The organism is Halomonas ventosae (genome assembly GCF_004361885.1).
Classification (GTDB): domain Bacteria; phylum Pseudomonadota; class Gammaproteobacteria; order Pseudomonadales; family Halomonadaceae; genus Halomonas; species Halomonas ventosae_C.
This window is the reverse complement of sequence record NZ_SNWH01000005.1, coordinates 134,235-159,264: the sequence shown is the minus strand read 5'-3', so window position 1 is coordinate 159,264 and position 25,030 is coordinate 134,235. Positions and strand designations below refer to the sequence as shown.

The 25,030-nt window shown below is 67.7% G+C and carries 29 protein-coding genes; 12 read left to right on the top strand and 17 right to left on the bottom strand.

The genetic code is table 11. The annotated features are described in order from the left end of the window. Nucleotides 1-42: 42 nt before the first annotated feature. Nucleotides 43-306, top strand: a complete 264-nt coding sequence (locus tag DFO68_RS06095; RefSeq protein WP_133482775.1) for a type II toxin-antitoxin system Phd/YefM family antitoxin — start codon at nucleotides 43-45, stop codon at nucleotides 304-306. 12 nt (nucleotides 307-318) lie between these two features. Then, entirely contained in the window at nucleotides 319-558 is a 240-nt protein-coding gene (locus DFO68_RS06090) for a hypothetical protein (protein ID WP_133482774.1), read from the top strand. Nucleotides 559-704: 146 nt separating this feature from the next. On the opposite strand, the gene DFO68_RS06085 is transcribed toward DFO68_RS06090, so the two are convergent. Both DFO68_RS06085 and DFO68_RS06080 read right to left on the bottom strand, forming a co-directional pair. After that, nucleotides 705-935 carry a nucleotidyltransferase domain-containing protein gene (locus tag DFO68_RS06085; RefSeq protein ID WP_208107366.1) on the bottom strand — a complete coding sequence of 77 codons (231 nt, stop codon included), beginning with the start codon at nucleotides 933-935 and terminating at the stop codon, nucleotides 705-707. A 10-nt stretch (nucleotides 936-945) separates the two neighbouring features. Then, nucleotides 946-1,215 (bottom strand): SelT/SelW/SelH family protein, encoded by a 270-nt coding sequence (locus tag DFO68_RS06080; RefSeq protein ID WP_133482773.1) that lies wholly within the window; start codon nucleotides 1,213-1,215, stop codon nucleotides 946-948. A gap of 231 nt (nucleotides 1,216-1,446) precedes the next feature. On the opposite strand from DFO68_RS06080, the gene DFO68_RS06075 reads away from it, so the two are divergent. From DFO68_RS06075 to ettA, 3 genes are all read left to right on the top strand, one after another. After that, entirely contained in the window at nucleotides 1,447-1,881 is a 435-nt protein-coding gene (locus tag DFO68_RS06075) for a PAS domain-containing protein (protein ID WP_133482772.1), read from the top strand. Between the two features lie 183 nt (nucleotides 1,882-2,064). Beyond that, nucleotides 2,065-2,262, top strand: a complete 198-nt coding sequence (locus tag DFO68_RS06070; RefSeq protein WP_133482771.1) for a PA3496 family putative envelope integrity protein — start codon at nucleotides 2,065-2,067, stop codon at nucleotides 2,260-2,262. A 118-nt stretch (nucleotides 2,263-2,380) separates the two neighbouring features. After that, nucleotides 2,381-4,042: an energy-dependent translational throttle protein EttA gene (gene ettA / locus DFO68_RS06065; protein ID WP_133482770.1), complete on the top strand. Its 1,662-nt coding sequence runs from the start codon at nucleotides 2,381-2,383 to the stop codon at nucleotides 4,040-4,042. A gap of 43 nt (nucleotides 4,043-4,085) precedes the next feature. On the opposite strand, the gene lpxL is transcribed toward ettA, so the two are convergent. The 12 genes from lpxL to DFO68_RS06005 all read right to left on the bottom strand — a co-directional run bounded on the left by lpxL (nucleotide 4,086) and on the right by DFO68_RS06005 (nucleotide 14,772). Further along, nucleotides 4,086-5,003, bottom strand: a complete 918-nt coding sequence (lpxL, locus tag DFO68_RS06060) for an LpxL/LpxP family Kdo(2)-lipid IV(A) lauroyl/palmitoleoyl acyltransferase (RefSeq protein ID WP_133482769.1) — start codon at nucleotides 5,001-5,003, stop codon at nucleotides 4,086-4,088. A gap of 22 nt (nucleotides 5,004-5,025) precedes the next feature. Next, nucleotides 5,026-6,129: an alanine racemase gene (gene alr / locus DFO68_RS06055; RefSeq protein ID WP_133482768.1), complete on the bottom strand. Its 1,104-nt coding sequence runs from the start codon at nucleotides 6,127-6,129 to the stop codon at nucleotides 5,026-5,028. Nucleotides 6,130-6,142: 13 nt separating this feature from the next. Then, nucleotides 6,143-7,150 carry an RNA polymerase sigma factor RpoS gene (rpoS, locus tag DFO68_RS06050; protein ID WP_133482767.1) on the bottom strand — a complete coding sequence of 336 codons (1,008 nt, stop codon included), beginning with the start codon at nucleotides 7,148-7,150 and terminating at the stop codon, nucleotides 6,143-6,145. Nucleotides 7,151-7,289: 139 nt separating this feature from the next. Beyond that, the gene (locus tag DFO68_RS06045) at nucleotides 7,290-8,432 is read right to left on the bottom strand and encodes a peptidoglycan DD-metalloendopeptidase family protein (protein WP_133482766.1); all 1,143 of its coding nucleotides are present in this window, start codon (nucleotides 8,430-8,432) and stop codon (nucleotides 7,290-7,292) included. Then, complete coding sequence (locus DFO68_RS06040) at nucleotides 8,425-9,399, bottom strand: DUF368 domain-containing protein (RefSeq protein ID WP_133482819.1); 975 nt, start codon at nucleotides 9,397-9,399, stop codon at nucleotides 8,425-8,427. Before DFO68_RS06040 ends, DFO68_RS06045 begins: the two co-directional genes overlap by 8 nt. Nucleotides 9,400-9,448: 49 nt before the next feature. Beyond that, entirely contained in the window at nucleotides 9,449-10,117 is a 669-nt protein-coding gene (locus tag DFO68_RS06035; protein ID WP_133482765.1) for a protein-L-isoaspartate(D-aspartate) O-methyltransferase, read from the bottom strand. Then, nucleotides 10,104-10,850: a 5'/3'-nucleotidase SurE gene (gene surE / locus DFO68_RS06030; RefSeq protein WP_133482764.1), complete on the bottom strand. Its 747-nt coding sequence runs from the start codon at nucleotides 10,848-10,850 to the stop codon at nucleotides 10,104-10,106. Before surE ends, DFO68_RS06035 begins: the two co-directional genes overlap by 14 nt. Beyond that, complete coding sequence (gene truD, locus DFO68_RS06025) at nucleotides 10,850-11,965, bottom strand: tRNA pseudouridine(13) synthase TruD (RefSeq protein ID WP_373190635.1); 1,116 nt, start codon at nucleotides 11,963-11,965, stop codon at nucleotides 10,850-10,852. Before truD ends, surE begins: the two co-directional genes overlap by 1 nt. Then, on the bottom strand, nucleotides 11,962-12,453 hold the full coding sequence (gene ispF, locus DFO68_RS06020) for a 2-C-methyl-D-erythritol 2,4-cyclodiphosphate synthase (RefSeq protein ID WP_133482818.1): 492 nt from the start codon (nucleotides 12,451-12,453) through the stop codon (nucleotides 11,962-11,964). The genes truD and ispF overlap by 4 nt, the downstream gene beginning before the upstream one ends. A gap of 21 nt (nucleotides 12,454-12,474) precedes the next feature. After that, on the bottom strand, nucleotides 12,475-13,218 hold the full coding sequence (gene ispD / locus DFO68_RS06015) for a 2-C-methyl-D-erythritol 4-phosphate cytidylyltransferase (RefSeq protein WP_133482762.1): 744 nt from the start codon (nucleotides 13,216-13,218) through the stop codon (nucleotides 12,475-12,477). After that, complete coding sequence (gene ftsB / locus DFO68_RS06010) at nucleotides 13,215-13,565, bottom strand: cell division protein FtsB (protein ID WP_133482761.1); 351 nt, start codon at nucleotides 13,563-13,565, stop codon at nucleotides 13,215-13,217. Before ftsB ends, ispD begins: the two co-directional genes overlap by 4 nt. Before the next feature lie 67 nt (nucleotides 13,566-13,632). Beyond that, nucleotides 13,633-14,772 carry a GNAT family N-acetyltransferase gene (locus tag DFO68_RS06005; protein WP_133482760.1) on the bottom strand — a complete coding sequence of 380 codons (1,140 nt, stop codon included), beginning with the start codon at nucleotides 14,770-14,772 and terminating at the stop codon, nucleotides 13,633-13,635. Nucleotides 14,773-14,900: 128 nt separating this feature from the next. Here DFO68_RS06005 and DFO68_RS06000 point away from each other — a divergent pair, with 128 nt between their 5' ends. The 5 genes from DFO68_RS06000 (at nucleotide 14,901) to DFO68_RS05980 (ending at nucleotide 21,521) form a co-directional block, all read left to right on the top strand. Further along, complete coding sequence (locus DFO68_RS06000) at nucleotides 14,901-16,295, top strand: coniferyl aldehyde dehydrogenase (protein WP_133482759.1); 1,395 nt, start codon at nucleotides 14,901-14,903, stop codon at nucleotides 16,293-16,295. A gap of 176 nt (nucleotides 16,296-16,471) precedes the next feature. Continuing rightward, on the top strand, nucleotides 16,472-18,358 hold the full coding sequence (gene edd, locus DFO68_RS05995; RefSeq protein ID WP_133482758.1) for a phosphogluconate dehydratase: 1,887 nt from the start codon (nucleotides 16,472-16,474) through the stop codon (nucleotides 18,356-18,358). Nucleotides 18,359-18,557: 199 nt separating this feature from the next. After that, entirely contained in the window at nucleotides 18,558-19,526 is a 969-nt protein-coding gene (gene glk, locus DFO68_RS05990; RefSeq protein WP_133482757.1) for a glucokinase, read from the top strand. 43 nt (nucleotides 19,527-19,569) lie between these two features. Then, nucleotides 19,570-20,550, top strand: coding sequence for a D-hexose-6-phosphate mutarotase (locus tag DFO68_RS05985; RefSeq protein WP_208107364.1), 981 nt, complete (start codon nucleotides 19,570-19,572; stop codon nucleotides 20,548-20,550). Further along, nucleotides 20,547-21,521, top strand: coding sequence for a carbohydrate kinase family protein (locus DFO68_RS05980; RefSeq protein ID WP_133482756.1), 975 nt, complete (start codon nucleotides 20,547-20,549; stop codon nucleotides 21,519-21,521). Before DFO68_RS05985 ends, DFO68_RS05980 begins: the two co-directional genes overlap by 4 nt. Nucleotides 21,522-21,550: 29 nt before the next feature. Here DFO68_RS05980 and DFO68_RS05975 read toward each other — a convergent pair whose 3' ends face one another. Continuing rightward, nucleotides 21,551-22,768 (bottom strand): bifunctional alpha/beta hydrolase/OsmC family protein, encoded by a 1,218-nt coding sequence (locus DFO68_RS05975; RefSeq protein WP_133482755.1) that lies wholly within the window; start codon nucleotides 22,766-22,768, stop codon nucleotides 21,551-21,553. A 199-nt stretch (nucleotides 22,769-22,967) separates the two neighbouring features. Between DFO68_RS05975 and vapB the strand changes: the two genes are divergently transcribed. Next, a complete protein-coding gene (gene vapB, locus DFO68_RS05970; protein WP_133482754.1) occupies nucleotides 22,968-23,198 on the top strand; it encodes a type II toxin-antitoxin system VapB family antitoxin in 231 nt (76 codons plus the stop codon). Continuing rightward, entirely contained in the window at nucleotides 23,198-23,617 is a 420-nt protein-coding gene (gene vapC, locus DFO68_RS05965) for a type II toxin-antitoxin system tRNA(fMet)-specific endonuclease VapC (RefSeq protein ID WP_133482753.1), read from the top strand. Before vapB ends, vapC begins: the two co-directional genes overlap by 1 nt. On the opposite strand, the gene DFO68_RS05960 is transcribed toward vapC, so the two are convergent. Then, entirely contained in the window at nucleotides 23,611-24,273 is a 663-nt protein-coding gene (locus tag DFO68_RS05960; RefSeq protein ID WP_133482816.1) for a bifunctional 4-hydroxy-2-oxoglutarate aldolase/2-dehydro-3-deoxy-phosphogluconate aldolase, read from the bottom strand. The two genes, vapC and DFO68_RS05960, sit on opposite strands and share 7 nt — an antisense overlap. Nucleotides 24,274-24,305: 32 nt before the next feature. After that, complete coding sequence (pgl, locus tag DFO68_RS05955) at nucleotides 24,306-24,974, bottom strand: 6-phosphogluconolactonase (RefSeq protein ID WP_133482752.1); 669 nt, start codon at nucleotides 24,972-24,974, stop codon at nucleotides 24,306-24,308. Between the last annotated feature and the right edge of the window lie 56 nt (nucleotides 24,975-25,030).

Genomic DNA, 25,030 nt, shown 5'->3' with positions numbered 1-25,030 from the left:
TATCAAGCCTAGTGCCCTTCACACCTTGTTCTGGAGCCTACCATGCGCACGGAGACCATCAGCTACCTGAAACAGAATGCCGCCACCCTGGATGTCCAGGAGCCCCTGGTGATCACCCAGAAGGGCAAGCCGACCTATGTGATCGAGTCCTACGCCGCCCATGAGCGTCGCGAGCAGGCCATCGCCCTGCTCAAGCTGCTGAGCCTGGGCGAAAAGAGCCGGGAAGAGGGCAAGACCATGAGCACCGAGGAGTTCCTGGCGAAAGTCAGGGCCCGTCACGCCGCGAGGCGAGGTGAATCGATGTGAGGAGGCCTTCGGATGGATATCATCTTCGAAGCCACAGCAGACGCCTCGCTAGAAAGCTGTGAAAACCTCCTGCTCGACAAGTTGGAGATACCGTTGGACAGGGTCGAAGCCATCTCCCTGCACCTTATCACCAAGACCATGACAGCGCTGCAAGGTTTGGGGCAACAGAGCGTGAAGGCGCGCCGCCTGGTTGATGTTCTCGGCGATCGCCTGGCTATCGGTCAGGTATTCATGCGCAAAAGCATTGCGTAACAGCCGCACTTCCAACCAGTCATCAAATTCGTTCGGCCATCTTGAGCTGTTCTTCGAGTATCGCCCTGGGTGTCGTGGTCATAGCCGGATTCCTTGTTCCAGGGCATCACGATGAATCGGCCGCAGCGTTTGATCGGCAGAGCGAATCAATAGATCGATTCGCCGGGGCCCAGCCGCGCCCAGAGCCTTCGCTGCAGACGCGCCTGAATCCGGGTGCGGGGTTCATCAAGCTCGGGGGCCTCGATGTAGAGGTCGATATCGCCTCCGCGACGCCCGTCATCGACCCTTGAGCCGAACAGGTAGACATGCGCCTTCTCACCCAGCAATTCGGCCACGGTGTCATGGATGACGGACACCTGCTCACCAGTCAGCCGCATGATTGACTCCTTATCGGTCGACATGCCCCAGGTCGCGGCCGGGGTCGAGACGGTCGCGCACCGCCTGCTTGAGGGCCTTGATGGCGGGGAAGCCGCCATCGCGCTTGCGCTCCCAGAGCGATTCTCCATCGCAGAGGATCTCGAAATGGCCGCCATGGGAGGGCGCTAGCGACACCTCCTCGAGGTCTTCACCAAAGGTGGCGAGCAGCTCCTGGGCGTACCAGGCACTGCGCAGCAGCCACTGGCACTGGGTGCAGTAGTGGATTCGGATGCGTGACATAGAACCTCGCGGGTCGCGACAACAATGAGCCTTCCGATGATAGCAGCCAGGAAGTCATCATGACCCACACAGAGATTTGTCGGCCCCGCCGCGTCGAAGGCTCAGCGGTGACGAGGACTACCGGATGTGCCGACGCGTTGAAATCCCGACGCCGCCTGGCCATGATAAGAGCCCTATCCCGCTCCTTGCCGCCGTGCGACGCGCCAAGGGCATCGCGACAGGAACGCCTGCATGAAACGATCTCCGCTGATCAGCCCAGACTTGCTGGAGCGCATCATCAATGCCTCTGAGGATGGCATCGTGGTCGCCGAGCAGGAGGGCGACGAGAACATCCTGATCTACGTCAATGAGGGGTTTGAGCGCCTTACCGGCTACAGCGCCGACGAGATCCTCTACCAGGATTGCCGCTTCCTGCAGAACGAGGATCGCGAGCAACCGGGGCTCGACGTCCTCCGCCAGGCGCTGAAGGCGGGTCGTCCCTGCCGCGAGGTGCTGCGCAACTATCGCAAGGATGGCACCCTGTTCTACAACGAGCTCTCCATCACCCCGATGTACGACGAGGACGACCATCTCACTTACTACATCGGGGTGCAGAAGGATGTCACCGAGCGCGTCGAGACCCAGCAGGAACTCGAGCGACTCAAGGCCGAACACGGCCTGAACTGACCTGCCCCGACACAGCGAAAAAAAGTCCCTGCAGGGCTTGTCCTCGGCCTTTCTTGAAGCTATACAGCCCGCAGGCAAGAGCCATTGCCTGCGGGCGCTTCAGGTTCCACACCCGGGACGGGAAGCGATCGAATGATCCGCCGGACACTGCCCGTTCGGCCCCGGGCCATGGGAGGATATCGCATGAGCCATGAACCCCTTCTTGACACTAGCGACGACGATCAGGACTACCTCGAGGCGGTCAACGATGACGAGGGCCGCATCCGCCCCAGCAGTCGCGCCGACACCTTGCGGGCCCGCCGACGCGTGGAGGCGTTGATCGAGGAGCGCCGCCTGCGGCGCGCCATCGAGGACGACTGGAGCCTCGACGAAGAAGAATAGGCCGAGTGCCTGCTGACGCAAGGCGATACCCGGGGCGGAGGAAGGCCATGAACTGGCCTTCAGCCGTCTCGGGTTCTATCATCGTCGTCCAGCCAATTCCTCAACCAAATGGATTTCCATGGCGCAATACGTCTACACCATGAACCGGGTGGGCAAGGTCGTGCCCCCCAAGAAGCAGATCCTCAAGGACATCTCGCTCTCCTTTTTCCCGGGCGCCAAGATCGGCGTGCTGGGTCTCAATGGCTCGGGGAAGTCGACCCTGCTGCGCATCATGGCCGGCGTGGATACCGAGTTCGAGGGCGAAGCGCGCCCCATGCCGGGCATCAACATCGGCTACCTGCCCCAGGAGCCGGCGCTGGACGACGACAAGAACGTCCGCGAAACCGTCGAGGAGGCGCTGGGCGAGATCATGCAGGCCCAGGAGAAGCTCGACGCCGTCTATGCCGCCTATGCCGAGCCGGATGCCGACTTCGACGCCCTGGCCAGCGAACAGGCCCGGCTCGAGAACATCATCGAGGCCTCCGACGCCCACAACCTGGACCGCAAGCTGGAAGTAGCCGCCGAGGCCCTGCGCCTGCCGCCCTGGGAGGCCCGCGTCGGTACCCTCTCCGGCGGCGAGCGGCGCCGCGTGGCGCTGTGCCGCCTGCTGCTCTCCAGCCCTGACATGCTGCTGCTCGACGAGCCCACCAACCACCTGGACGCCGAATCGGTGGCCTGGCTGGAGCGCTTCCTGCACGACTATTCCGGCACCGTGGTGGCGGTTACCCACGACCGCTACTTCCTCGACAACGTGGCCGGCTGGATCCTCGAGCTCGACCGCGGCCAGGGGATTCCCTTCGAGGGCAACTACTCGGGCTGGCTGGAGGCCAAGGAGAAGCGCCTCGAGCAGGAGGCCAAGCAGGAAGCCTCGAAGAACAAGGCGATCAAGCACGAGCTGGAGTGGGTGCGCAGCAATGCCAAGGGTCGCCAGGCCAAGAGCAAGGCGCGCCTCAACCGCTTCGAGGAGCTGCAGTCGGGTGACTTCCAGAAGCGCAACGAGACTAACGAGATCTTCATCCCGCCCGGGCCGCGGCTGGGCGACAAGGTTATCGAGTTCCATGACGTGGCCAAGGCCTTCGATGACAAGCTGCTCTACGAGAACCTGACCTTCAGCGTGCCCAAGGGCGCCATCGTCGGCATCATCGGTGGCAACGGCGCGGGCAAGTCGACGCTGTTCAAGCTGATCACCGGCAAGGAGCAGCCCGACGCCGGCGAGGTGGTGGTGGGCGAGACCGTTGATATCGCCTATGTGGAGCAGCTGCGCGATCACCTCGACGACAAGCAGACCGTGTGGCAGGCGGTTTCCGACGGCCAGGACATCCTCAACATCAACGGCTACGAGGTCTCGTCACGCGCCTACGTGGGCCGCTTCAACTTCAAGGGCAACGATCAGCAGAAGCGCCTTTCCGAGCTCTCCGGCGGCGAGCGTGGCCGCCTACAGCTGGCCCAGACCCTCAAGCAGGGCGCCAACGTGCTGCTGCTCGACGAGCCCTCCAACGACCTGGACATCGAGACCCTGCGGGCGCTGGAAGAGGCCCTGCTGGCCTTCCCCGGCTGTGCCCTGGTGATCTCCCACGACCGCTGGTTCCTCGACCGCATCGCCACTCACATCCTGGCGTTCGAGGGCGACTCCCACGTCGAGTTCTTCGAGGGCAACTACACCGAGTACGAGGCCGACCACAAGAAGCGCGTTGGCGACGACACCCCGCACCGCATGAAGTACAAGCGCATCGACGCCTGAGGCGCTGCGCGCCAGCTGTAAGCCCTAAGCTTGACGCGAAGCGTCAGTAGAAACCGGGTTCGCCGGCGGGGCGTGTCTTAAAGCGGCGGTGCAGCCACAGGTACTGCTCAGGATGCTTGCGGATGGCGCCTTCGATGAAGGCGTTGACCTTGGCGGCGTCGGCGACTTCATCGCCGCTGGGGAAGTCCTCCAGCGGCGGCAGGTACTCCAGGGTGTAGGTAGCGTTGTCGGGGTTGCGGTGGAACATCAGCGGCATGACCGGAGCCCCGGTCATGCGTGCGATCTTGGCGGTCAGCTTGATGCTCGCCGCTTCGATGCCAAAGAAGGGGGCAAAGACGCTGGCTTCCCGGCCGAAATCCTGGTCCGGCGAGTACCAGACGTGGTGGCCGGTCTTGATGCGACGCACCACACTGCGCAGGTCGTGGCGGTCGATGGAGGTACCGAAGATGCGGTTGCGCGCGCGGGTCATGAAACGCTCGAAGAGCGGATTGTCGTGGGGGCGATAGACCACGTCCGCGGGGAAGAACAGCGAATGCAGCGCCCCGCCCAGGTCGAGGGTGGAGAAGTGTACGCCGATGATCAGTGCCCCCTTGCCCTCGGCCTGCACCCGCGCCATGTGCTCCTGACCCTTGAAGGTGACGCGATGGCGCAGGTGCTCGGGGTCGCGGCACCAGCCGGTGGCGGTCTCCATAAGGCCGATGCCGTTGGCGATAAAGGTCTCCTTGACCAGCCGTCGAAGCTCGACCTCGTCCAGCTCGGGAAAGCACAGCCGCAGGTTGGTCTCGGTGATGTGCCGCCGGCGCCCGGCGAAGCGCCATGCCGCCAGGCCGATCCGCCTGCCAACCCACAGTTTGAGGCGCCATGGCAGCCAGGCCGCCACGTACATCAGGCCGATGGCCAGCCATACCGGCCAGTAGCGGGGATGGGCGAAGGCGCTCTTGGGAGCGTGGTCCCTGGACATGCGGCTTCCCGTGGCGTGGCGATCAGTGCGCGCCATGATAGCGCCTGGGCACCCTTGGCAGTACGCCGCTGAGCAGGGTATAGCTGAGGGTATCGCAATGGTGGGCCACCTCGTCCACCGACAGAATCTGGCCGTTGGTGGCTCGCCCCCAGAGCACCACCTCGCTGCCGATGTCGGCCTCGGGAAGGTCGGTGAGATCCACCGTCAGCATGTCCATGGAGACCTTGCCGGCGATGGCCGTGCGTTGTCCGTCGACCAGTACCGGCGTGCCGTCGACGGCATGCCGGTCGTAGCCGTCGCCGTAGCCGCAGGCGACCACGCCGATCCGCGAGGGACGCGGTGCCCTCCAGCGCCCGCCGTAGCCCACCGCCTCCCCCGCGGCGAGCTCGCGCACGGCGATGATCGCCGAGCGCAGGGTCATCACCGGCGTCAGGCGACGGCTGGCCTCGTTGGAGGCCTCCAGCGGGTCGCTGCCGTAAAGCATCACCCCCGGACGGTTCCAGGCGCCATGCGCCTCGGGCCAGGCCAGGGTGGCGGGCGAGTTGGCGAAGCAGGTGGGCGCCGCGAGCCGTATCGCCAGGTCGTCGAGCAGCTCGAGCTGGCGCCGGAAGTCGGCGGATTGCAGGGCGTCGGCGCTGGCGAAGTGGCTCATCAGGTGCAGGTCGCAGGCGCGCTCGGGCGCCGCGGCGAGACGCGCCCACATCGCCTCGACCTGCGCCGGCGGGAAGCCCAGGCGGTGCATGCCCGAGTCGACCTTGAGCCATACCGGAATGGGGTGCGCGGGGCAATAGGCCAGCAGTGCCTCGAGCTGCCAGTCGCTATGGATTACCAGCCACAGGTCTAGCGTCTCGACATGCTCGAGCTCGGCGGTCGCGAAGATGCCCTCGAGCAGCACGATGGGCGTCGTGATGCTGGCCTCGCGCAGGGCCTGGGCTTCCTCGAGGCAGGCCACGGCAAAGGCCGGCGCCAGGGCTTCGAGCGCCTGGGCACAGGCCACGGCGCCATGCCCATAGGCATCGGCCTTGATCACGGCGACGGCGCGGCTATGGGGGGCCTGGTCACGGGCCAGGCGATAGTTGTGACGCAGGGCGTCAAGGTCGATGTCGGCAATCAGCGGTCGCGCCATGCCGGCGGGTTCCTCATTCGAAGATGGCATCCAGCGAGAGGCCCTGCTTATCGAGCATGCGGCGCAGCTTCTTCAGGGCTTCTACCTGGATCTGACGAACCCGCTCGCGCGTCAGGCCGATCTCCTCGCCAACGTGCTCAAGGGTCGCGGCCTCATGGCCGCGCAGCCCGAAGCGGCGCACCACTACCTCCATCTGCTTTTCGGTGAGTTCGGCCAGCCATTCGTCGACATGCTGGCGCACATCGCCATCCACCAGGGTCGACTCCGGGCCCTGGTCATTGTCGTCGGCCAGGGTCTCAATCAGCGGCTTGTCGTTCTCGCTGCCCATCGGGTAGTCGACCGATGAGACCCGCTCGTTGAGGCCCATCATCTTCTTGACGGTCTCCACTGGCTTGTCGAGGTAGTCGGCGACCTCCTCGGCCGTGGCCTCGTGGTCGAGCTTCTGGGTCAACTCACGGGCCGCCCGCAAGTAGATGTTGAGTTCCTTGACCACATGGATCGGCAGACGGATGGTGCGGGTCTGGTTCATCAACGCCCGCTCGATGGTCTGGCGAATCCACCAGGTGGCGTAGGTGGAGAAGCGAAAGCCGCGCTCGGGGTCGAACTTCTCGACCGCGCGGATCAGACCCAGGTTGCCCTCCTCGATCAGGTCGAGCAGGGTCAGGCCACGGTTGAGATAGCGCCGGGCGATCTTTACTACCAGACGCAGGTTGGATTCGATCATCCGCGAGCGGCCAACCGGGTCGCCCTGGCGCGCCAGGCGACCGTAGTAGACCTCTTCTTGCGGCGTCAGCAATGGCGAGAAGCCGATCTCGTTGAGGTAGATCTGCGTGGCATCGAGGCTCTGGCGACGATGGCGATCCTCGCGATTCAGAGCCTTCTCGAAGGCTTCCTCATCGTTGATCACGGCCTCTTCGTCATCAATGTCCTCTCGCTCATCCGGCGTCTCGACCGCGTCCTCGTCCGCCTCGTCGACGGACGCCAGATTCACATCCTGAAGGTCCTGTTCAAGCATGCTCATCGATTGCCTCCCCTCGATTGCTACCCCATGGTGGCGACCCAGCGTCGTGAGTCCATGGGTCGGACGTTCGACGCACAACATTATTATTAGGTTACAGCCCGTGTTTCCTGCCGGTGATACTGTCCACCCCTGGGGGGGGTCAGCGGGAAGGCAGGAACTTGAGAGGATCCTGAGGCTGTCCATCCTTGCGCACCTCGAAATGCAGCCTGACGTCCTCGGCATCGCTGTCACCCATGGTGGCGATGACCTCACCGGCTTCGACGACGTCGTTCTCCTTGACCTTCAGGCTGTCGTTGTGGGCATAAGCACTCAGGAACTGGTCGTTGTGCTTGAGCAGGATCAGCTTGCCGTAGCCCCTGACGCCGCTGCCTGCATAGACCACGATTCCCGGCCCGGCTGCCTTGACAGGTTGCCCCTTTTTCCCGGCGATATCAATGCCGGCGGTGATGCTTCCCCCTTCGCCAAAACGCCCCACTACCTCACCGGACGCAGGCCACTGCCAGGCCACCTCCTCCACCGGTGTGTAACGCCGCCCGGCGCGCTGCTCGGCGCTCGCCTCGCCGGCAACCGAGGTTCCGGCATCGGCCGCAACGGTGCTCGGCGACGGGGTGCTAGCGACCTGGTGCGTCGCGTTCTTGCTTGCCGCTTTGGGGGTATCGGGCGACTCGGCGGCGGCCTGCCGCTGCGCTTCGCGCGACGCCCGCTCCCGCCGCTCGGCCAGGTCGCGCTCGCTCAGGGTGCCGTCCGCTCCGGGGCTGTTGTAGTTGTAGACCGGCCCCGGCCCCTTCGGCGAGGCGCCTTCGGCCCCCTCCTGCGCGCCCGGGCTGGACGACTGGACGGCGTCTTGCGCCGCCTGACGCTCGGCGGAAAGGCGACGGTTGCGCTCGATGGCGCTCTCGTCGGGAAGCAGCCAGTCGAGTTTCTCGTCGCTGGCGGGGGCGTCATCGCGCCCCATCGTCGCCACCTTGCGGCCGGTGGAGGCGTCATCGGCGCCCTGCTCGCCGGCGGCGCGTCCCTCACCACCCAGTATCAGCCGTTGACCGGGCTCGATGAGGTAGGGCGGGCCGATGCGGTTGAGGCGCGCCAGATCGCGGTAGTCCATACCATGGCGCCAGGCGATGCCGTACAGCGTATCCCCGGCTTTCACGGTGTATTCGGCGGGTGTTGCGTCCGCCCGGCTGGCCGACAGGTCGCGAACCTGGACCGGCTCGCGCTGCCCTTGCTGGGCGGCACAGCCGGCCAGCGCCAGGGCCAGGCCGGAGATCAAAAATAGCTTATACATCGGAGCCTTTCTCCTTGTCAGCACCTTGTCGGCAAGCGGATGTCGCGGGCCGATTGGCCCGGCTGATCAGCAGCACCAGGGCGGCACCGGCCAGCATCAGGGCCACCACCGCCGGCAGCCGGGCAGGGTCGCCGGTGAGGTCGGCAAAATCGCCCGGGGTCAGGTATCGATAGTCGAGGGGAATCTTCTGGCCATCGGGTCCCAGCTGATAGCGTACCAGCTCGCGCCACGGCCAGAGTACCGGCAGCGAGCCGATGATAAAGCCGACCAGCAGTTGCAGGGTGGCGGTATGGTGGTGGCGCAGCAGCCAGGAGAGCAGCCGCGAGAAGCCGAACAGGCCAATCAGGCAGCCCACCCCGAACAGCCCGATCAGGCCCAGGTCGAGGCTGCGCACGCCCTGCATCACCGTGCCATACAGCCCCATGCTAAGCAGCAGGAAGCTGCCCGACACGCCGGGCAGCAGCAGCGCACTGATGGCGATGGCCCCGCCCACCACCAGTACTAGCGCAGGGTTGCCGAGCTGGGCGACCAGCGGCATTAGCGACGGCAGGCCATGGGCGAGCAGCAGCCCGGCAACCAGCGGCAGCAGGTGCCACCATCGCCAAGTGGCCGGGTGGCGGCTGACCACCACCGCCGAGGCGGCTACCAGACCGAAGAAGAAGCCGTCGAGCAGCAACGGGAAATCCGCCATCAGCCAGACTACGAGGTGAGCCACGCTGAACAGGCTAACGGCGATGCCGGCCAGCAGCGGCAGCACGAAGGCCAGGTTGAGATGGGCCATCAGCAGCGGCAGGCCGCCACGGCGCCAGGCCAGGTAGGCGCTGGGTCCGAACTGCTTGATGCTGTGGATCAACTCCTCGTAGATGCCGGTGACGAAGGCGATGGTGCCGCCGGACACGCCGGGCACGGCATCGGCGGCGCCCATACCGGCGCCCCTGAGGAAGATACCCAGATGACGTTTCAACAGCGGACTCCTTGCAACGAAATAGCGCCTGGTAGCCAGGCAGGGATACCGCTCAACGAATGACACCTTCCAGCAACGGCACGAAGCGCACCCTCTCCAGCCGCTGTGGCTCCAAGCCCTCGCCGCTGCGGCGCACGCGGGTCAGCCACTGCTCGCCATCCGCCTCGGCCAGCGGCGCGATCAACACGCCCCTCTCGCCAAGCTGGGCGAGCAGCGGCGCAGGCAGCTCGCTGGCGCAGGCGGTGAGCAGGATGACATCAAAAGGCGCCTGCTCCGGCCAGCCATGCCCGCCGTCGGCGAGGCGCAGGCGGGTATTGTGAACCTCGAGCAGGCGCAGGCGGTCGCCGGCCCGGCGATGCAGGGCATTGATCCGCTCCACCGACCAGAGTTCCGCCACCAGGCGCGACAGCACCAGGGTCTGGTAGCCGGAGCCGGTGCCTACCTCCAGCACCCGGGACGGCGCCTCCTGGATCACCAGCTCGGTCATGCGCGCCACCATCCACGGCTGGGAGAGTGTCTGGCCATGGCCGATGGGCAGCGAGGTATCCTCATAGGCACGATGCGCCAGGGCCTCGTCGAGGAAGAGGTGGCGCGGCTCGCGAGCCATCACCTCGAGCACTCGGGGGTCGCGTATGCCCTGGTCAGCCAGGCGGCCGACCATGCGGTCGCGGGTACGCTGCGATGTCATGCCGACACCGCGCAGCAGTTCAGGTGAGTGCATCCAGCCAGTCCTGCACGTCGTCGCACGCGGCATGCCGGGTCAGGTCGGTCTGCAGCGGCGTGATGGAAACGTAGCCCGCCTCGATGGCGGCAAAGTCGGTGTCCGGGCCATCGTCGGCGTTCTCGCCCACGGCGGCGATCCAGTAACGCAACCGGCCCCGGGGATCACGAACCTCCAGGGGGCGGGCCGCCGGGCCGCGATAGCCCATCCGGGTGACCCGAAAGCCCTGTATCTCGCTCCACGGCAGGTCCGGCACGTTGACGTTGAGCAGGCTGCGCGGCGGCAGCGAGAGCTGCTCGGCCGCCCCCACCAGGCTCGCCGCCACGCGGCCGGCGGTCTCGAAATAACGCGCGCCCACCAATGACATGGCGATGGCTGCCATGCCCAGGTTGCGCCCCTCCATGGCCGCGGCCACCGTGCCGGAGTAGAGCACGTCGTCGCCGAGGTTGCCACCATGGTTGATGCCCGAGATCACCAGGTCGGGCTTCTCGTCCCAGACGCCGTTGACCCCCAGGTAGACACAGTCGGCAGGCGTACCGTCGACGCTATAGAAGCCGTTGTCGAGCGCGGTGAGCGCCAGCGGCCGGCTCAACGTAAGGGAGTTGCTGGCCCCGCTCTTGTCGCGGTCCGGCGCGACCACACGCAGTCGCGCATGGGGCAGCAGGGCATCGTGGAGGGCGCGCAGCCCGGGGGCATGCACGCCGTCGTCATTGGAAAGCAGCAATCGACGCATCATGAACTCCTGTCAGGGGGCGGGGTCCCCAGCGAGGGATGAGAGATCAGTTCGCGCAGCACGGCGGTGGCGAAGACCCCCCGCGGCAGGCTGAAGGCCAGCCAGAGTTCGCCATCGCCGTGCGTCAGCCGTGGCTCGCCCAGGCGTAGCCGCAGCGCCCGGCGGGCCAGGCGCACACCGGCGCGCTCGAGCCCGCCGCAAAGCCCCGGGTAGCGCACGGCCAGGGCGGTCTCGTGGGCCCTGGCCGCGCCGGCGGCGCGCGACTCGCCAACGCCCCAGAGTATGCCGGCGGGATGCAGATCGAGGCGTGTCGCCCTCTCGCGCAGCTCGGCGAGCTCGACGGCGGCGTCCGGCGCGACGCCGAACTGGCTGGCGCTGCCGTCGAGCATCACCACCTCGCCGGGCAGCGGCGTGGCCCAGCTGCCGTCACGGATGCGCGCGGCCAGCAGCTCGTTGAACAGCCAGCTGCGGGCCGCCGAGAGCAGCATGCCCGCGCGGTCGTCACGCTTGCGCCAGCCGCGGGCCAGCACGGCCCGGGCACGCTGCAGGTTGCGCCCGTCCGCGCCGAAGCGCTGAGGGCCGACGTAGTTGGCGACCCCCGCCTGGCACAGGCGCTGCCAGCGCGCCTCGAGCGCCGGGTCGGCCACCGCCGCCCCGCTGATCCGCAGGCGAAAACGGTTGGCCCGATGCACGCCGCGCTTGAGCTTGCGCGGATGGCGAGCCTGGTCGAGCACCCGGATGCCGCGCTCGGCGAGTCGCGTCACCAGGGCCTCGGGGGCCTCGCGGCCAGGCAGCTGCACGGAGAGCCATTGGCGGGTCACGGCGACGCGGTCCTTCATGCCCGCATAACCGACCTGCCGCGGCGCAACCGCGCAGAGCCGGGCGAGCTCGCGGGCCACCATGGCGGTGGTCTGGTCGCGCTTCTCGATGAACAGCCACAGGTGCTCGCCCTCGCCTTGCGGGGCGAAGTCGAGAAGCTCCTCGACCCGGAAGTCCTCGGGGACGGTGCGGTAGTCGCCACTCGGTGGCGCGCCGAGCTCGCCCTGGAGCACCCGCGGCCAGGCCGGCGGCCAGTCAATGGAATCCTCGACGGCCGAGTGTGCAGGCTCAGTCACCGGCCATCCCCTTCGTTGCATCGTACCAGCAATGCCACCGCCTCGGCGGCGATGCCCTCGCCGCGGCCGGTGAAGCCGAGCCGTTCGCTGGTGGTGGCCTTGACGTTGACCGCGCCCTGGGTGATGCCCAGGTCCGCGGCGATATGCCCGGCCATGGCGTCGATATGCGGCGCCATCTTCGGCGCCTGGGCGATCAGCGTGGCGTCCAGATTGCCGACCCGGTAGCCGGCCCCGTCCACCAGCCGGGCGACCTGGCGCAGCAGCAAACGGCTGTCGGCGCCGGCCCAGGCCGGGTCGGTGTCGGGGAAGTGGTGGCCGATATCGCCCAGCGCACAGGCCCCCAGCAGGGCGTCGCAGACCGCGTGCAGCAGCACGTCGCCGTCGGAGTGGGCGACGAAGCCCTGCGCGAAGGGAATGGCGACGCCGCCGACCACCAGGTGGTCGCCCTCGCCGAAGCGGTGGACATCGAAGCCGTGGCCGATTCGCATCATGCGCGTTTCATGCTCCCTTCAAACTCGCGGCGCCCCCGGGGACGCCTCGGCGTGGTCAGTGTGGACGGTTCGCTGCTGAGCTGACAGCACCCGCTCGGCCAGGGCCAGATCCTCGGGATGGGTGATCTTGAGGTTGTCGCGACGCCCGCTGACCAGGCGTGGCGACAACCCCGCCGCCTCCATCGCCGAGGCCTCGTCGGTCACCGCGACACCGCGCGCCTGCGCCTCGCCCAGGGCACGGCGCAACAGGCCAAGGCGGAAGCCCTGGGGGGTGAAGGCATGCCACAGGCCCTCGCGGGACTCGGTGGCGCGCACCCGCCCGGCGCCGTCGTCGCGCTTCATGGTGTCGGCGACCGGCGCGGCCAGCAGCCCACCCACCGGATCGTCGACGATGGCGGCCAGCAGCCGCGTCAGGTCAGCCACGGTGACACAGGGCCGGGCCACATCGTGAACCAGCACCAGGTCGTCGTCCGTGGCATCCGCGGCGATGGCGTCCAGGGCGTTGACCACCGACTCGGCTCGCTCGGCCCCACCGGGCGAACGCCGCCAATCGGCGAAGGGCACCCAGGCGGGGTCGAACCAGGCGTCGTCGGCGTCCAGGCAGAGACAGAGCCGCGCCTCGGGGAAGGCCTCGTGGAGCCGTTCCAGAGTGCGCGCCAGCACCGGCCGGCCGGCCAGCGGCAGGTACTGCTTGGGGCGCTCGGCGCCCACGCGCCGCCCCTGCCCCGCGGCGGGCACCACCAGCCACAGGCTAGCGCTCACTGGCCGGCCTCCGGCCTGGGAGCCGGCATGCCCACCAGGCCGGCATTGATTTCGAGGTCGGTGTTGTCCACCGCCACACCGGGCACCCAGAAGAACTGCTCGTCCGTGCGCACCATGCCGATGTCGCTGCGAGCCCGCTCCTCGATGGCATCGAGGCCGGTCTTGAGGTCCACCACCTCGGCAGCCAGGCGGGCATTGCGGTCGCGCAGCGGCTGGTTCTCTTCCTCAAGGGCATCCACGCGTTGGCGCACCTCGGTGAGCTCACGCATGCCGCCCTCGCCCAGCCACAGCCGGTACTGCAGCAGCGCGAGCAGGATGATGAGCACGATGGCCAGCCACTTGAGCATGCAGGGAGTCCGTCACAAGGTTACCGATGGCGGGCATTATGCCAGTTTCGCCGCCTATCGGCAGGGTTTAGGAGCCCTCCCGGAAGGGCAGTGCCGCCTCGGCTGCCCGGCAGTAGGCCTCGACGTGAGTACGCTCCTCGGCGCAGAAGCGTGCCACGGCGTCGCGCAGGCGCGGGTCGGCGATATGGTGCAGCGAGGTGAGCCGCCGCGGGGCGAAGCCCCGGGAGAGCTTGTGCTCGCCCTGGGTCCCGGGGTCGAAGGTGGTCAGGCCGCGTTCGAGACAATGCTCGATGCCCTGGTAGTAGCAGGCCTCGAAGTGCAGGCAGTCGGCCAGTACCTCGCTGCCCCAGTAACGCCCGTAGAGGGTGCGCGCGCCCTGCAGGCAGAGCGCGGCGGCCACCGGGGCCCCGTTCAAGCGAGCCTGGATCAGCAACAGCGATTCGGGCAGGGTGCGACGCAGCCGCTCGAAGAAGTCGAGATTGAGGTAGCCGTGACGGCCGCGCTCCAGGTAGGTGATCTCGTAGCAGCGAAAGAAGTGGGCCATCGCCGCCGCGTCGATGGCCTCTCCCTCGAGGCGATGCAGGGTCAGCCCCTGTTCGGCCACCAGGCGCCGCTCGCGGCGGATCGCCTTGCGCCGCTTGGCCGTCAAGGCAGCCAGGAAGCCCTCGAAGTCGCCATAGCCGCGATCCTGCCACTGGAACTGCACTCCCTGGCGTGCCAGCAGGGACGGACAGGCCGTCTGCCAGGCCTCGACCTCGGCCGGTTCGGCAAACAGCAGGTGCCAGCTCGACAGCGCGCTATCCTCCCAGGCCCGCGCCATCACCCGACGGGCCATCAGGGGATCGAGGTGCGCCGCCAGGGCCAGGCGCGGCCCCGGAGCGGGGGTAAAGGGAATCGCCGAGAGCCCCTTGGGGTAGTAGTCGCCGCCGGCGCGTTCCCAGGCCTCGGCCCATCCCCAGTCGAACACATACTCCCCGTAGGAGTGGTGCTTGTGGTAGTACGGCATGATGCCGACCAGCGCCTCGCCCTGCCACAGGGTCAAATGGCGCGGCACCCAGCCGGTGGCGGGGCTCACCGCGCCACTGGCCTCCAGAGCATGCAGGAACTCGTGGCGCAGGAAGGGATGGTCGTCGCCGACCAATGCGTTCCAGCGCACGGCCGGCACCGCCCCAATAGCGGGCAGTTCATGCAGAACGAGCGGGGTCATGGCTGCTCCCGAAAAAATGCGTTATCCAAGGCAAGGGGCGCCGACAGCTGACAAGCCATTGGCAGAAGGCCTACATTGTGCCCAGTGCCCGAGCCCGCTTCCATCCTCATCGACACACGGAGATGTGCATGACCGATGCCCGCGCCCTGCAGGCGCATCTGGACCAGCAGCGCCACGCCTTCGCCGCCGAGCCCTTCCCCTCGGCGGCGACCCGCCGCGACCGCCTCGCCCGCCTGGCGCGCATGACCCGCCAACATCGCGACAAGATCATCCAGGCGATCCACCAAGATATCGGCCACCGTGCCGAGGCCGAGACGCGCCTGGCGGAGATCGCCCCCTTGCTGATGGCCATCCGCCACGCTCGCCGCCACCTCAAGCGCTGGATGGCGTCGCGTCGTGCCGCGGTGCCCTGGCGGCTACTGCCCGGTCGGGCGCGCATCCACCGCCAGCCGCTGGGGGTGGTGGGCATCATCGCCCCGGCCAACTACCCCTGGGGCCTGGCACTGCTGCCGGCGGTGGATGCGCTGGCCGCGGGCAACCGGGTAATGCTCAAGCCCAGCGAGCAGACCCCCACTACCAGTGCCTTGCTGGCACAGCTGGCGGAGCGCTATTTCGCGACCGACGAGTTGAGCGTGGTTACCGGCGACACCGCCACCGCCCAGGCCTTCGCCGCCCTGCCCTTCGATCACCTGCTATTCACCGGCAGCCCGCGGGTCGGCCGTGAGGTGGCCCGCGCCGCGGCGGAGCACCTGACCCCGGTTACCCTGGAACTCGGCGGCAAGGCCCCGGCCATCGTCGCCGAGGACGCCGACCTGGCGCATGCCGCCCGGCGCATCGCCTTTGGCAAGTGGCTCAATGCCGGCCGGACCTGCATCGCGCCGGACCCTGTGCTGGTCGATGCAGCACGCCTGCCGGCCTTCATCGAGGCGATCCGCGCGGTGGTCAAGGGCTTCTATCCGGCGGGTACCGCCAGCGATGACTACTCGGCGGTGCCCGGTGAAGGCGCGCGCCAGCGGCTCGAGGGCATGTTGGCAGAGGCGCGCGACCACGGCTGCCGGGTGATCGAGCTCGGCGAACGACAGGCGTTCAGCCATGGCGCCAAGCTGCCGCCCACGCTGGTGATCGACCCCACCGCCAACCTGGCGATCATGCAGGAGGAGGTCTTCGGCCCCTGGCTGCCGGTGATCGGCGTGCGCGACTTCGACGCTGCCCTGGCCCGGGTCGCCGCGGGGCCTAGCCCTCTGGCGCTCTACGCCTTCACCGACGACCCGGCCCGTCGCCGGCAACTGCTGGAGCAGACCCGCTCGGGCGGCGTGGTCTTCAACGACACCCTGTGGCATGGCGTCGTGCCCGCCCTGCCTTTTGGCGGCATCGGCGAGAGCGGCATGGGGGCCTACCATGGCGAGACCGGTTTCCTGCGTTTCAGCCACCCGCGTAGCGTCTTCCTGCAGGCCCGCCACAACGCCGTGGGGCTGATTGATCCACCGTGGCGTCGCTGGTGGCTGCGCCTGCTGGGGCTCTAACATGATCCGCCTGGTGCGCTAGCGCTTACCAGGCTTACGGCCGGGGCAAGGCTTGAAAGCCGGCTTATCGGTAATAAAACTACAAATATTGCCGTATCGCGGGTAACATGGCGTAATGCCTGGACGCTTTATTGGTAAGTTTACAATACAACCGACACTCGATTCCGAGGTGACCCATGGCCAGCACGACCCCCGCCCTCAACCCCACCGTTGCCAACGTCAGCCGCCGCATTCGGCAACGCTCCGCCGAGCGTCGCGCCCTCTACGAGCGCCGCATGGCCGACCAGCACCGCCGGGGCGTGCATCGCGGCGAGCTCAGCTGCGGCAATCTGGCCCACGGCTTCGCGGCCTGTGGCGAGACGGACAAGAATTCGCTGAAGCTGATGAATTCGGCCAACCTCGGCATCATCTCCGCCTATAACGACATGCTCTCGGCCCACCAGCCGTTGGAGAGCTTTCCCGAGACCATCAAGGCCGCCGCCCGCGCCATGGGCTCCACCGCCCAGTTCGCCGGTGGCGTGCCGGCGATGTGCGACGGCGTGACCCAGGGCCAGCCGGGCATGGAGCTGTCGCTGTTCTCCCGCGATGTGATCGCCATGGCCACCGCCGTGGGGCTCTCCCACAACATGTTCGACGCCGCCCTCTACCTCGGCGTGTGCGACAAGATCGTCCCGGGGCTGTTCATCGCCGCGGCGCGCTTCGGCCACCTGCCGGCGATGTTCGTGCCGGCAGGCCCCATGCCCAGTGGCCTGCCCAATAAGGAGAAGGCGCGCATCCGCCAGCTGTTCGCCGAGGGCAAGGCGAGCCGCGCAGACCTGCTGGAAGCGGAATCGCAGTCCTACCATAGCCCCGGCACCTGCACTTTCTACGGCACCGCCAACTCCAACCAGCTGATGATGGAGATGATGGGCCTGCACCTGCCGGGCACCTCCTTCGTCAACCCCGGCACCGAGATGCGCGAGGCGCTGACCCGCTACGCCACCGAGCAGACGATCCGCAATACCGAGCCCGGCGGCGACTACCGCCCCTTCTACCAGCAGATCGACGAGCGTGCCATCGTCAATGCCGTCGTCGGTCTGCTCGCCTCCGGCGGCTCGACCAACCACACCCTGCACCTGGTGGCCATGGCCGCCGCTGCCGGGCTGACCCTCACCTGGGAAGATTTCACCGACCTCTCCGCGGTGACGCCGAGCCTGATGCAGGTCTATCCCAACGGCCAGGCCGACATCAACCACTTCCAGGCTGCCGGCGGCATGAGCTACCTGTTTCGTGAACTGCTGGGGGCCGGCCTGATCCACGGCGATATCCCCACGGTGTTCGGCACCGATCTCACCGCCTACACCCGAGAGCCCTTCTTGGAGGAGAGCAAGCTGGTATGGCGCGAGGGACCGGAACAGAGCCTTGACACCGAGGTGCTGCGCGGCGTGGCCGAGCCCTTCGCGCCCACCGGCGGGCTCACCGTGCTTGACGGCAACCTGGGCCGCGGGGTGATCAAGGTCTCGGCGGTCAAGCCCGAGCACCGCCTGGTGGAGGCGCCGGTGCGCATCTTCGAGGACCAGAACGAGCTCAAGGGCGCCTTCGAGGCCGGCGAGCTGGACCGAGACGTGATCGCCGTGGTGCGCTTCCAGGGCCCCAAGGCCAACGGCATGCCGGAACTGCACAAGCTGACCCCCTACCTCGGCGTGCTGCAGGACCGCGGCTACCAGGTGGCACTGGTCACCGACGGGCGCATGTCCGGCGCCTCCGGCAAGGTGCCGGCAGCCATCCACATCAGCCCCGAGGCGCTGGACGGCGGAGCGCTCGCCAAGCTGCGCGACGGCGACATCGTGCGCCTGGACGCCGACCACGGCAGCCTGGAGGTCAAGATCGACGCCCATGAGTGGGCCGAGCGCGAGCTGCGGATTGGCGATCTGGACCACTACCACGTGGGCCTGGGACGCGAGCTGTTCGGTGGCTTTCGCCACCTGGCCATGCGCGGCGAGCAGGGCGCTGGGGTGTTCGGCGGCTTCGAGGCCGACGACCTGGCGCGCCAGGAGGGCCAGATTCACGAAGACGACGCCTGAGCCACTTCGAGAACAGGAGCACCGCAGTTGCACAGCGCGAAGTGCCGGGGACAGGTCGAAGAGGGGGTTCTACGCCAGGGATGGCGTCGGTAGCGCCCAGGGAGGGGTTCACAGCGCCCCCTCGTAGACCTGTCACCGGAAAAGCTTCGAGTGATTGCCATCTACACCTCCCCTGTCGGCCAGAAGGAATGAATTGACGATGACCAGACCCGCACTCATCGGTGATATCGGCGGGACCAATGCGCGCTTCGCCCTGGTAACGCCGGACACCTTCGCGCCTCGTGACATCCTGAGCCTGCCGTGTGCCGACTACCCGGGCCTGGTCGAGGCGGTGCGCGACTACCTCAGCCGGGTCGGGCTGAGCGGCGAGGGCGCCCTCCGCGAGGCCTGCCTGGCCTTCGCCTGCCCGATACGCGACGACCGGGTAAAGATGACCAACAACCCCTGGACCTTCTCCCGGAAGGCGGTCCAGCAAACGCTGGGGCTCAGCCTCTTCAAGGCCATCAACGACTTCACTGCCCAGGCGCTGGGCGTGCCCCATGTGGCCAGTACCGACCGAGTGGAGGTGCAGCGCGGCGAGGCGGTTCCCCACGCCGCCCGTCTGGTGATCGGCCCCGGCACTGGCCTGGGCGTGGCCGGGCTGTTTCCCGGGCGACACGCCTGGATCCCGCTACCTACCGAGGGCGGCCACGTGACCTTCGCGCCCACCGATGAGCGCGAGCAGAACCTGCTGCGCCACTTCCGCAACCGCTACGGCCGCGTCTCAGTGGAGCGCATCCTCTGCGGCCAAGGGCTGCTCGACCTCTACCTGGCCCACTGCTCGCTGAAAGGCGCCCCGCCGCGCTATGCCAGCGCGGCCGAGGTCACCCAGGCGGCGGCGGGCGGCGACGGCGTGGCCCGTGATACCCTGCTGCGGTTTTTGAAGATCCTCGGCGATGTCAGCGGCGACGCCGCCCTGACCCTGGGGGCCCGCGGCGGGGTCACCCTGTGCGGCGGCATCCTACCGCGGCTGCTCGAGTGGCTGCCTGAGAGCCGCTTCCTCGAGGCGTTCACCGCCAAGGGGCGCATGAGCGCCTACACCCGGGCCATCCCGGTACAGGTGGTTACCACGCCCTGGACCGGACTGCTGGGCGCCGCCGAGGCCCTGCACAATCCAGAGGTCGAATGAATCGACGGAAGAGGTCGAATGACTCGACGCAAGAGGCCGAATGATGATTCCACAGAGTCTGCGAACGCTCATCGACGAGACCCGCGGCCAGCGCCGTGCCGAGTGGGCCGGCCGCGAGGTATGGCTGGCCAACGAGGCCTGGGGAGAACTGGCGGTATCCCTTCAGGGCGCGCAGGTGCTTCACTTTCTACCCGCGCCCGAGGCCGCGCGCGCTGAAGGCTCTCTTGTACCCGCGCCCGAGGCCGCGCGAGCCGCGGGCGCGCCGGCGACGACGGACAACGTCGCTAAGGAGGCCCTGGTGCCCGGTGGCTGGCTGTGGGTCACCCCCACGCCCCAGCCCCTGCCCGGCGCGATCCGCGGCGGCATCCCGCTGTGTTGGCCGTGGTTCGCCGACGAGCACACCGCCGACGAGTCACCGGATCGTACCGGCCCGATGCATGGCCCGGCACGCAAGGCGCCATGGCGGCTGGACGCCGTGGACGAGCACGAGCAGGGCGTCGAGCTGCACCTTTCGCCCGAGGAGCGTCTGCACGGCCAGCTCACGCCCCGCGCGGTGATCCAGGCCAACGCCCGACGCCTGCACGTGGAGCTGATCAGCGAGCATGTCGGCGAGACACCGGTGAAGCTCACCGGGGCCCTGCACAGCTACCTGGCGGTCGCCGATGCCTTCGCCTGCCGCGTCGAGGGCCTGGCCGGGGCCAGCTACCTGGACAAGCTGGCCGACGTCGCCGAGCGCGACCAGCAAGGCGAGCTGGGCGTGCGCGGAGCGCTCGACCGCATCTACCGCAGCAATGCCGAGCTGCGCCTCGACGACGGCAGCCGCCGCCTGAGGATCGCCCGTCAGGGCAGCGATTCCGCCGTGGTCTGGCATCCCGGCGACGCGCCGCCCGGGGACACCCCGAGCCAAGCTGCCCGCCACTTCCTGTGCGTGGAGTCGGCCAATACGCGACTCGACCCGGTGTGGCTGGTACCCGGCGCCCAGCACCTGCTGGGCACCACTCTCAGCCTGGAGAAGCCCCAATGACCCCCGTGATCGCCTTCGGCGAAGCCCTCGTCGACCTGCTTTCCAGCCGTCTCGGCGAGTTCGACCCCGCCGTTACCGAGACCTTCACTCCCTATGCCGGCGGCGCGCCAGCCAATGTTTCCGTGGCCTGCGCTCGGCTGGGCGTACCCAGCCGCTTTCTCGGCATGCTCGGCAAGGACCACTTCGGCGACTTCCTCGCCAGGGAGCTCGCCTTCCACGGTGTGGATATCTCCGGCGTGGTACGCACTCGCGAGGCCCGCACGGCGCTGGCCTTCGTCTCCCGCGATGCGCTGGGCGAGCGCACCTTCGACTTCTATCGCCCGCCCGCGGCGGATCTGCTCTACCGCCTGGAGCATCTGCCCGCCGGGGTGTTCGCCGAGCCGGCGATCGTGCATTTCTGCTCCAACAGCCTGACCGAGCCGGAGATCGCCGAGACCACCCTGGCCATGGCCGAGATGGCCCGCCGCGCCGGCTGCCTGGTGAGCGTGGATGCCAACCTGCGCCATGCTCTCTGGGACGGCGGGGTCGCCGATGTCAGCCTGGTCACCCGGCTGCTCGACGCCGCCGACCTGCTCAAGCTCTCCACGCAGGAGCTCGACGACCTGCGCGCCGATCACCCCCGGGAGGGCTGGCTGGCCGAACGCTTCGCCGCCGGCGTCAAGGTCGCGGTGATCACCGACGGCCCGGGCGAAGTGAGGCTCAAGGGGGTCGGCCTGGACGAGCGTATCACCCCACCCCGGGTCGAGGCGGTGGATACCACGGCAGGCGGGGACGCCTTCGTCGGCGGCCTGCTTGCCGAGCTCGCCGAATTCACCGCAGGCAAGGGGCTCGACGGTGACTGGTACCGGGACACGGCCTTCCTGCACCGCGCGGTGGAGATCGCCTGCCGCTGCGGCGCCCACGCGGTGACCCGCCCCGGGGCCTACGCCTCACTGCCTACCCGCGAGGACCTAAAGCGACTGCAGGGCTGAGTCGCCACCCGTCCGTCGATCGGCCAGGCTCAGGCGAGCGCGGTCTCGATGACCGCCTTCTCGTGCAGGGTCCGATGCACGGGACACTTGTCGGCGATCGCCAACAGGCGCTCGCGCTGCTCTTCGGTCAGCTCGCCTTCCAGGCGAATCTGGCGACGGAAGACATCCACCTCGTCAGGGGTCTCCTCGCAGTGTTCGCACTCCTCGCCATGGGCCTTGTTGTGGCTCACCTCCACGTCGACATGCTCCAGGGGGATCTTCTTGTGCCGCGCATACAGCCGGATCGTCATGGCGGTACAGGCCCCCAGTCCCGCAGAGAGCAACTGGTAAGGGGTCGGCCCCAGGTCGCTGCCGCCCATATTCTCGGGCTCGTCTACCACCAGCGAGTGCTTGCCGCCCACTACCACATCCTGACGTAGGCCCTCAGGGTCGGCCTCGGCGACGCGCACCAACCCTTCCGGAACCGCCTCGGGCGTGGGTTCGGCAGCCAGCTCCAGGTAGCGTGACGACCAGGAGACGATGACATCGGCAGCGTATTCGGCATCCGCCTCGCGGCTGATCAGGTGGTCGGCATCGTCCAGGGTAACGAAGGACTTGGGGTGCTTCGCCGCCTGGAAGATTGTCGCGGCATTGTCGATGTCGACCAGGCTATCGATGGGGGAATGCAATACCAGCAGCGCCGCTCCCAGGCGGGGCAGGGCTGCGTCGAGGGAGCTGGCCTCGATATCCTCGATGAACTCCCGGCGAATCTCGAAGCGCCGACCGGCCAGGGAGACTTCCGCCGTCCCCTTGTCGCGGATCTCCTCCAGCGTGTCGCCGAAGTTCTTCAGCACGTGCTCCGGGTCGGCCGGTGCGGCGATGGTGACCAGCGCCTTCAGGCCGGGGATCTCGGCCGCCACCTTGATGGCGGCCGCCCCTCCCAGCGAATGGCCGATCAACAGCTGAGGGGCCATGTCTCGACCCTCCAGGTACTCCGCGGCCTTGACGAGATCCGCCACGTTGGACGAGAAGCCGGTATTGGCGAACTCGCCCCCCGAGTGACCGAGGCCGGTGAAATCGAAGCGCAGTACGGCGATGCCCCGGGCGGCCAGGCGTCCGGCAATGCGCCGGGCGGCAGGAATGTCCTTGGAGCAGGTGAAGCAGTGGGCGAAGAGCGCCGTGGCGCGCACCGGGCCCTCGGGCAAGTCCAGCCTGGCCGCCAGGGCCGATCCCTCGTGCCCGCTGAATTCGATACGCTCGCTGTGCATGACGTCTCCTTACCGGTGATCACCGCCGGCCGCCGAGTCGCGGCTGCCCCTCGAAAAAGCCTAGCAGGCCGCCAGTGGATCGTCTCTCATCTGGCCAGGCGGTACTGCAGGGAAACTCAGGCACTGTATATGCCTTTGACATATCCCTAACCACTGCTAGTATTGGGATATCCCTAGAATATATGCCGAGGTGAGAACCATGCCACAAGGATCCGTATTCCAGTCAAACCGCAGCCAGGCGGTACGCCTGCCCAAGGCGGTTGCCTTGCCTGATGACGTGAAGCGTGTGGATGTGGTGGCGATTGGCCGGGCGCGGGTGATTACCCCTGCGGGCGAATCGTGGGACAGCTGGTTCGATGAAGAGGGCGTCACGGAGGATTTCATGAACGTGCGCGACCAGCCCTCGGAGCAAGAGCGCGAATCCTTCTGATGCTCAAGTACATGCTCGATACCAACATATGCATCTACACCATCAGGATGAAGCCGACCCAGGTGCGTGAAACCTTCAAGCGCCTCCAGGAGCAACTATGCATCAGCACGGTTACCCTGATGGAGCTCATTTACGGCGCGGAGAAGTCGGCTAATCCCGAGCGCAACCTGCACAGCATCGAGGGATTCGCCGCACGTCTCCAGGTGCTGCAGTACGACATCGATGCGGCAGCCCATACGGGTCAGCTCAGAGCCGAGCTTGCCAGGACGGGGACGCCGATAGGCCCCTATGACCAGATGATTGCTGGCCACGCCCGTTCGATGGGGTTGGTGGTAGTCACCAACAACATCCGAGAGTTCGAGCGCGTGCCAGGCCTTCGCATCGAGGACTGGCTCTCGGAAGAGGCCCGAGGTCAGTGATGGAAGCGGTCAGCCACCTCACGAGCGAGCCGGCGGATGGCCTCCCAGTCCTCGGCCTCGACAAGCGACTTGGGGGTCAGCCAGGAGCCGCCCACGCACATCACGTTGTTAAGCGCCAGGTAGTCCTCGGCATTATTGATGCCGATGCCGCCGGTGGGACAGAAGCGCGCCTCGGGAATCGGGCCGGCGAAGGACTTAAGGGCCTTGACGCCACCGCTGGCTTCGGCCGGGAAGAACTTGAAACGGCGATAGCCGTACTGCCAGCCGGTCATCAGCTCGGAGACGGTCGCCACGCCGGGCAGCATCGGCAAGGGGCTGGTGACGCCGTAGCGATAGAGCGCTTCGGTGGTGCCGGGGGTCACCACGAAGTCGGCTCCCACCTCCTCGGCCTGGCGATACTGGGCCGGCGTGAGCACGGTGCCCACGCCGATGCTGGCCTGGGGCAGCGCCTCGTTGATGCGCTTGATCGCCTCCAGCGCGCAGTCGGTGCGCAGGGTGATCTCCAGCACGCTCAAACCGCCCTCGAACAGGGCGCGCGCTAAAGGCACGGCGTCCTCGATGCGCTGGATGGCGATGACCGGGATCACCTCGGCCTTGAGGCAGATGCTGTCCAGTTCGGTGGTACGGGTCGAGGGCAGCTGCTTGTCGATGCTCATTTGAACGGTCATGGGGAGATGGTCTCCAGAATTCAGGGGGCCCAGTAGATGGCCAGCGGGCAGGCGAGAAAGGCGCGTATCGGCAGTTCGCGGACGTCGTCGCCGGTCAGCGCCCTGGCCAGCACGGCGCGCTTGTCGCCGCCGGTGATGTGCAGCACATGACGACGGGCCTGGTGCAGGCGAGCGGCGCTCAGGGTGATGCGCGGCTGGGGCTGGCTCGGCGTGCGTACCGCCACCGCCGGGGCTTCGGTGGCCAGCGCCAGGGGCAGTTCCCGGCTGTCGGGGAACAGCGAGGCGGTGTGGCCGTCGCCGCCCATGCCCAGGATCACCACGCTGGCCGGCCAGGCCAGCCCGGCGATCCGCTCGGCCACCGCCGCAGCACCCTGCTCGGGGGTGGCGTCGGCGGTGGTCAGCGGCACGAAGGTGGCGGCGGCGGCCGGCCCCTGCAGCAGGTGGGTGCGCACCAGGCGGGCATTGCTGTCCTCGGCGTCCTCGGCCACCCAGCGCTCGTCGGCCAGGGTGATCTGGATGCGCTCCCAGGGCAGCTCGCAGGCCGCCAGTGCCGCGAAGAAGGTCACCGGCGTGGAACCGCCGGAAACCACCAGCAGGGCCTGGTCCTGGTGGGTCAGATCGACCCGCAGCGCCTCGGCCACGGCCTCGGCCAGCTGACGGGCCAACTGGTCGCGGGGGGAATCACTCATCTCGTCTCTTCCTCTAGGCAGGCCCGATAAGCCTAAGGCGCATCGGGCGTATTGTG

What these genes read in the sequence shown, in the direction of transcription:
- DFO68_RS06095 (WP_133482775.1), top strand. Translation starts at nt 43, where the DNA reads ATGCGCACGGAGACCATCAGCTACCTGAAACAGAATGCCGCCACCCTG.
- DFO68_RS06090 (WP_133482774.1), top strand. Translation starts at nt 319, where the DNA reads ATGGATATCATCTTCGAAGCCACAGCAGACGCCTCGCTAGAAAGCTGT.
- DFO68_RS06085 (WP_208107366.1), bottom strand. Translation starts at nt 935, where the DNA reads ATGCGGCTGACTGGTGAGCAGGTGTCCGTCATCCATGACACCGTGGCC.
- DFO68_RS06080 (WP_133482773.1), bottom strand. Translation starts at nt 1,215, where the DNA reads ATGTCACGCATCCGAATCCACTACTGCACCCAGTGCCAGTGGCTGCTG.
- DFO68_RS06075 (WP_133482772.1), top strand. Translation starts at nt 1,447, where the DNA reads ATGAAACGATCTCCGCTGATCAGCCCAGACTTGCTGGAGCGCATCATC.
- DFO68_RS06070 (WP_133482771.1), top strand. Translation starts at nt 2,065, where the DNA reads ATGAGCCATGAACCCCTTCTTGACACTAGCGACGACGATCAGGACTAC.
- ettA (WP_133482770.1), top strand. Translation starts at nt 2,381, where the DNA reads ATGGCGCAATACGTCTACACCATGAACCGGGTGGGCAAGGTCGTGCCC.
- lpxL (WP_133482769.1), bottom strand. Translation starts at nt 5,003, where the DNA reads ATGTCCAGGGACCACGCTCCCAAGAGCGCCTTCGCCCATCCCCGCTAC.
- alr (WP_133482768.1), bottom strand. Translation starts at nt 6,129, where the DNA reads ATGGCGCGACCGCTGATTGCCGACATCGACCTTGACGCCCTGCGTCAC.
- rpoS (WP_133482767.1), bottom strand. Translation starts at nt 7,150, where the DNA reads ATGAGCATGCTTGAACAGGACCTTCAGGATGTGAATCTGGCGTCCGTC.
- DFO68_RS06045 (WP_133482766.1), bottom strand. Translation starts at nt 8,432, where the DNA reads ATGTATAAGCTATTTTTGATCTCCGGCCTGGCCCTGGCGCTGGCCGGC.
- DFO68_RS06035 (WP_133482765.1), bottom strand. Translation starts at nt 10,117, where the DNA reads ATGCACTCACCTGAACTGCTGCGCGGTGTCGGCATGACATCGCAGCGT.
- surE (WP_133482764.1), bottom strand. Translation starts at nt 10,850, where the DNA reads ATGCGTCGATTGCTGCTTTCCAATGACGACGGCGTGCATGCCCCCGGG.
- ispF (WP_133482818.1), bottom strand. Translation starts at nt 12,453, where the DNA reads ATGCGAATCGGCCACGGCTTCGATGTCCACCGCTTCGGCGAGGGCGAC.
- ftsB (WP_133482761.1), bottom strand. Translation starts at nt 13,565, where the DNA reads ATGCTCAAGTGGCTGGCCATCGTGCTCATCATCCTGCTCGCGCTGCTG.
- DFO68_RS06005 (WP_133482760.1), bottom strand. Translation starts at nt 14,772, where the DNA reads ATGACCCCGCTCGTTCTGCATGAACTGCCCGCTATTGGGGCGGTGCCG.
- DFO68_RS06000 (WP_133482759.1), top strand. Translation starts at nt 14,901, where the DNA reads ATGACCGATGCCCGCGCCCTGCAGGCGCATCTGGACCAGCAGCGCCAC.
- edd (WP_133482758.1), top strand. Translation starts at nt 16,472, where the DNA reads ATGGCCAGCACGACCCCCGCCCTCAACCCCACCGTTGCCAACGTCAGC.
- glk (WP_133482757.1), top strand. Translation starts at nt 18,558, where the DNA reads ATGACCAGACCCGCACTCATCGGTGATATCGGCGGGACCAATGCGCGC.
- DFO68_RS05985 (WP_208107364.1), top strand. Translation starts at nt 19,570, where the DNA reads ATGATTCCACAGAGTCTGCGAACGCTCATCGACGAGACCCGCGGCCAG.
- DFO68_RS05980 (WP_133482756.1), top strand. Translation starts at nt 20,547, where the DNA reads ATGACCCCCGTGATCGCCTTCGGCGAAGCCCTCGTCGACCTGCTTTCC.
- DFO68_RS05975 (WP_133482755.1), bottom strand. Translation starts at nt 22,768, where the DNA reads ATGCACAGCGAGCGTATCGAATTCAGCGGGCACGAGGGATCGGCCCTG.
- vapB (WP_133482754.1), top strand. Translation starts at nt 22,968, where the DNA reads ATGCCACAAGGATCCGTATTCCAGTCAAACCGCAGCCAGGCGGTACGC.
- vapC (WP_133482753.1), top strand. Translation starts at nt 23,198, where the DNA reads ATGCTCAAGTACATGCTCGATACCAACATATGCATCTACACCATCAGG.
- DFO68_RS05960 (WP_133482816.1), bottom strand. Translation starts at nt 24,273, where the DNA reads ATGAGCATCGACAAGCAGCTGCCCTCGACCCGTACCACCGAACTGGAC.
- pgl (WP_133482752.1), bottom strand. Translation starts at nt 24,974, where the DNA reads ATGAGTGATTCCCCCCGCGACCAGTTGGCCCGTCAGCTGGCCGAGGCC.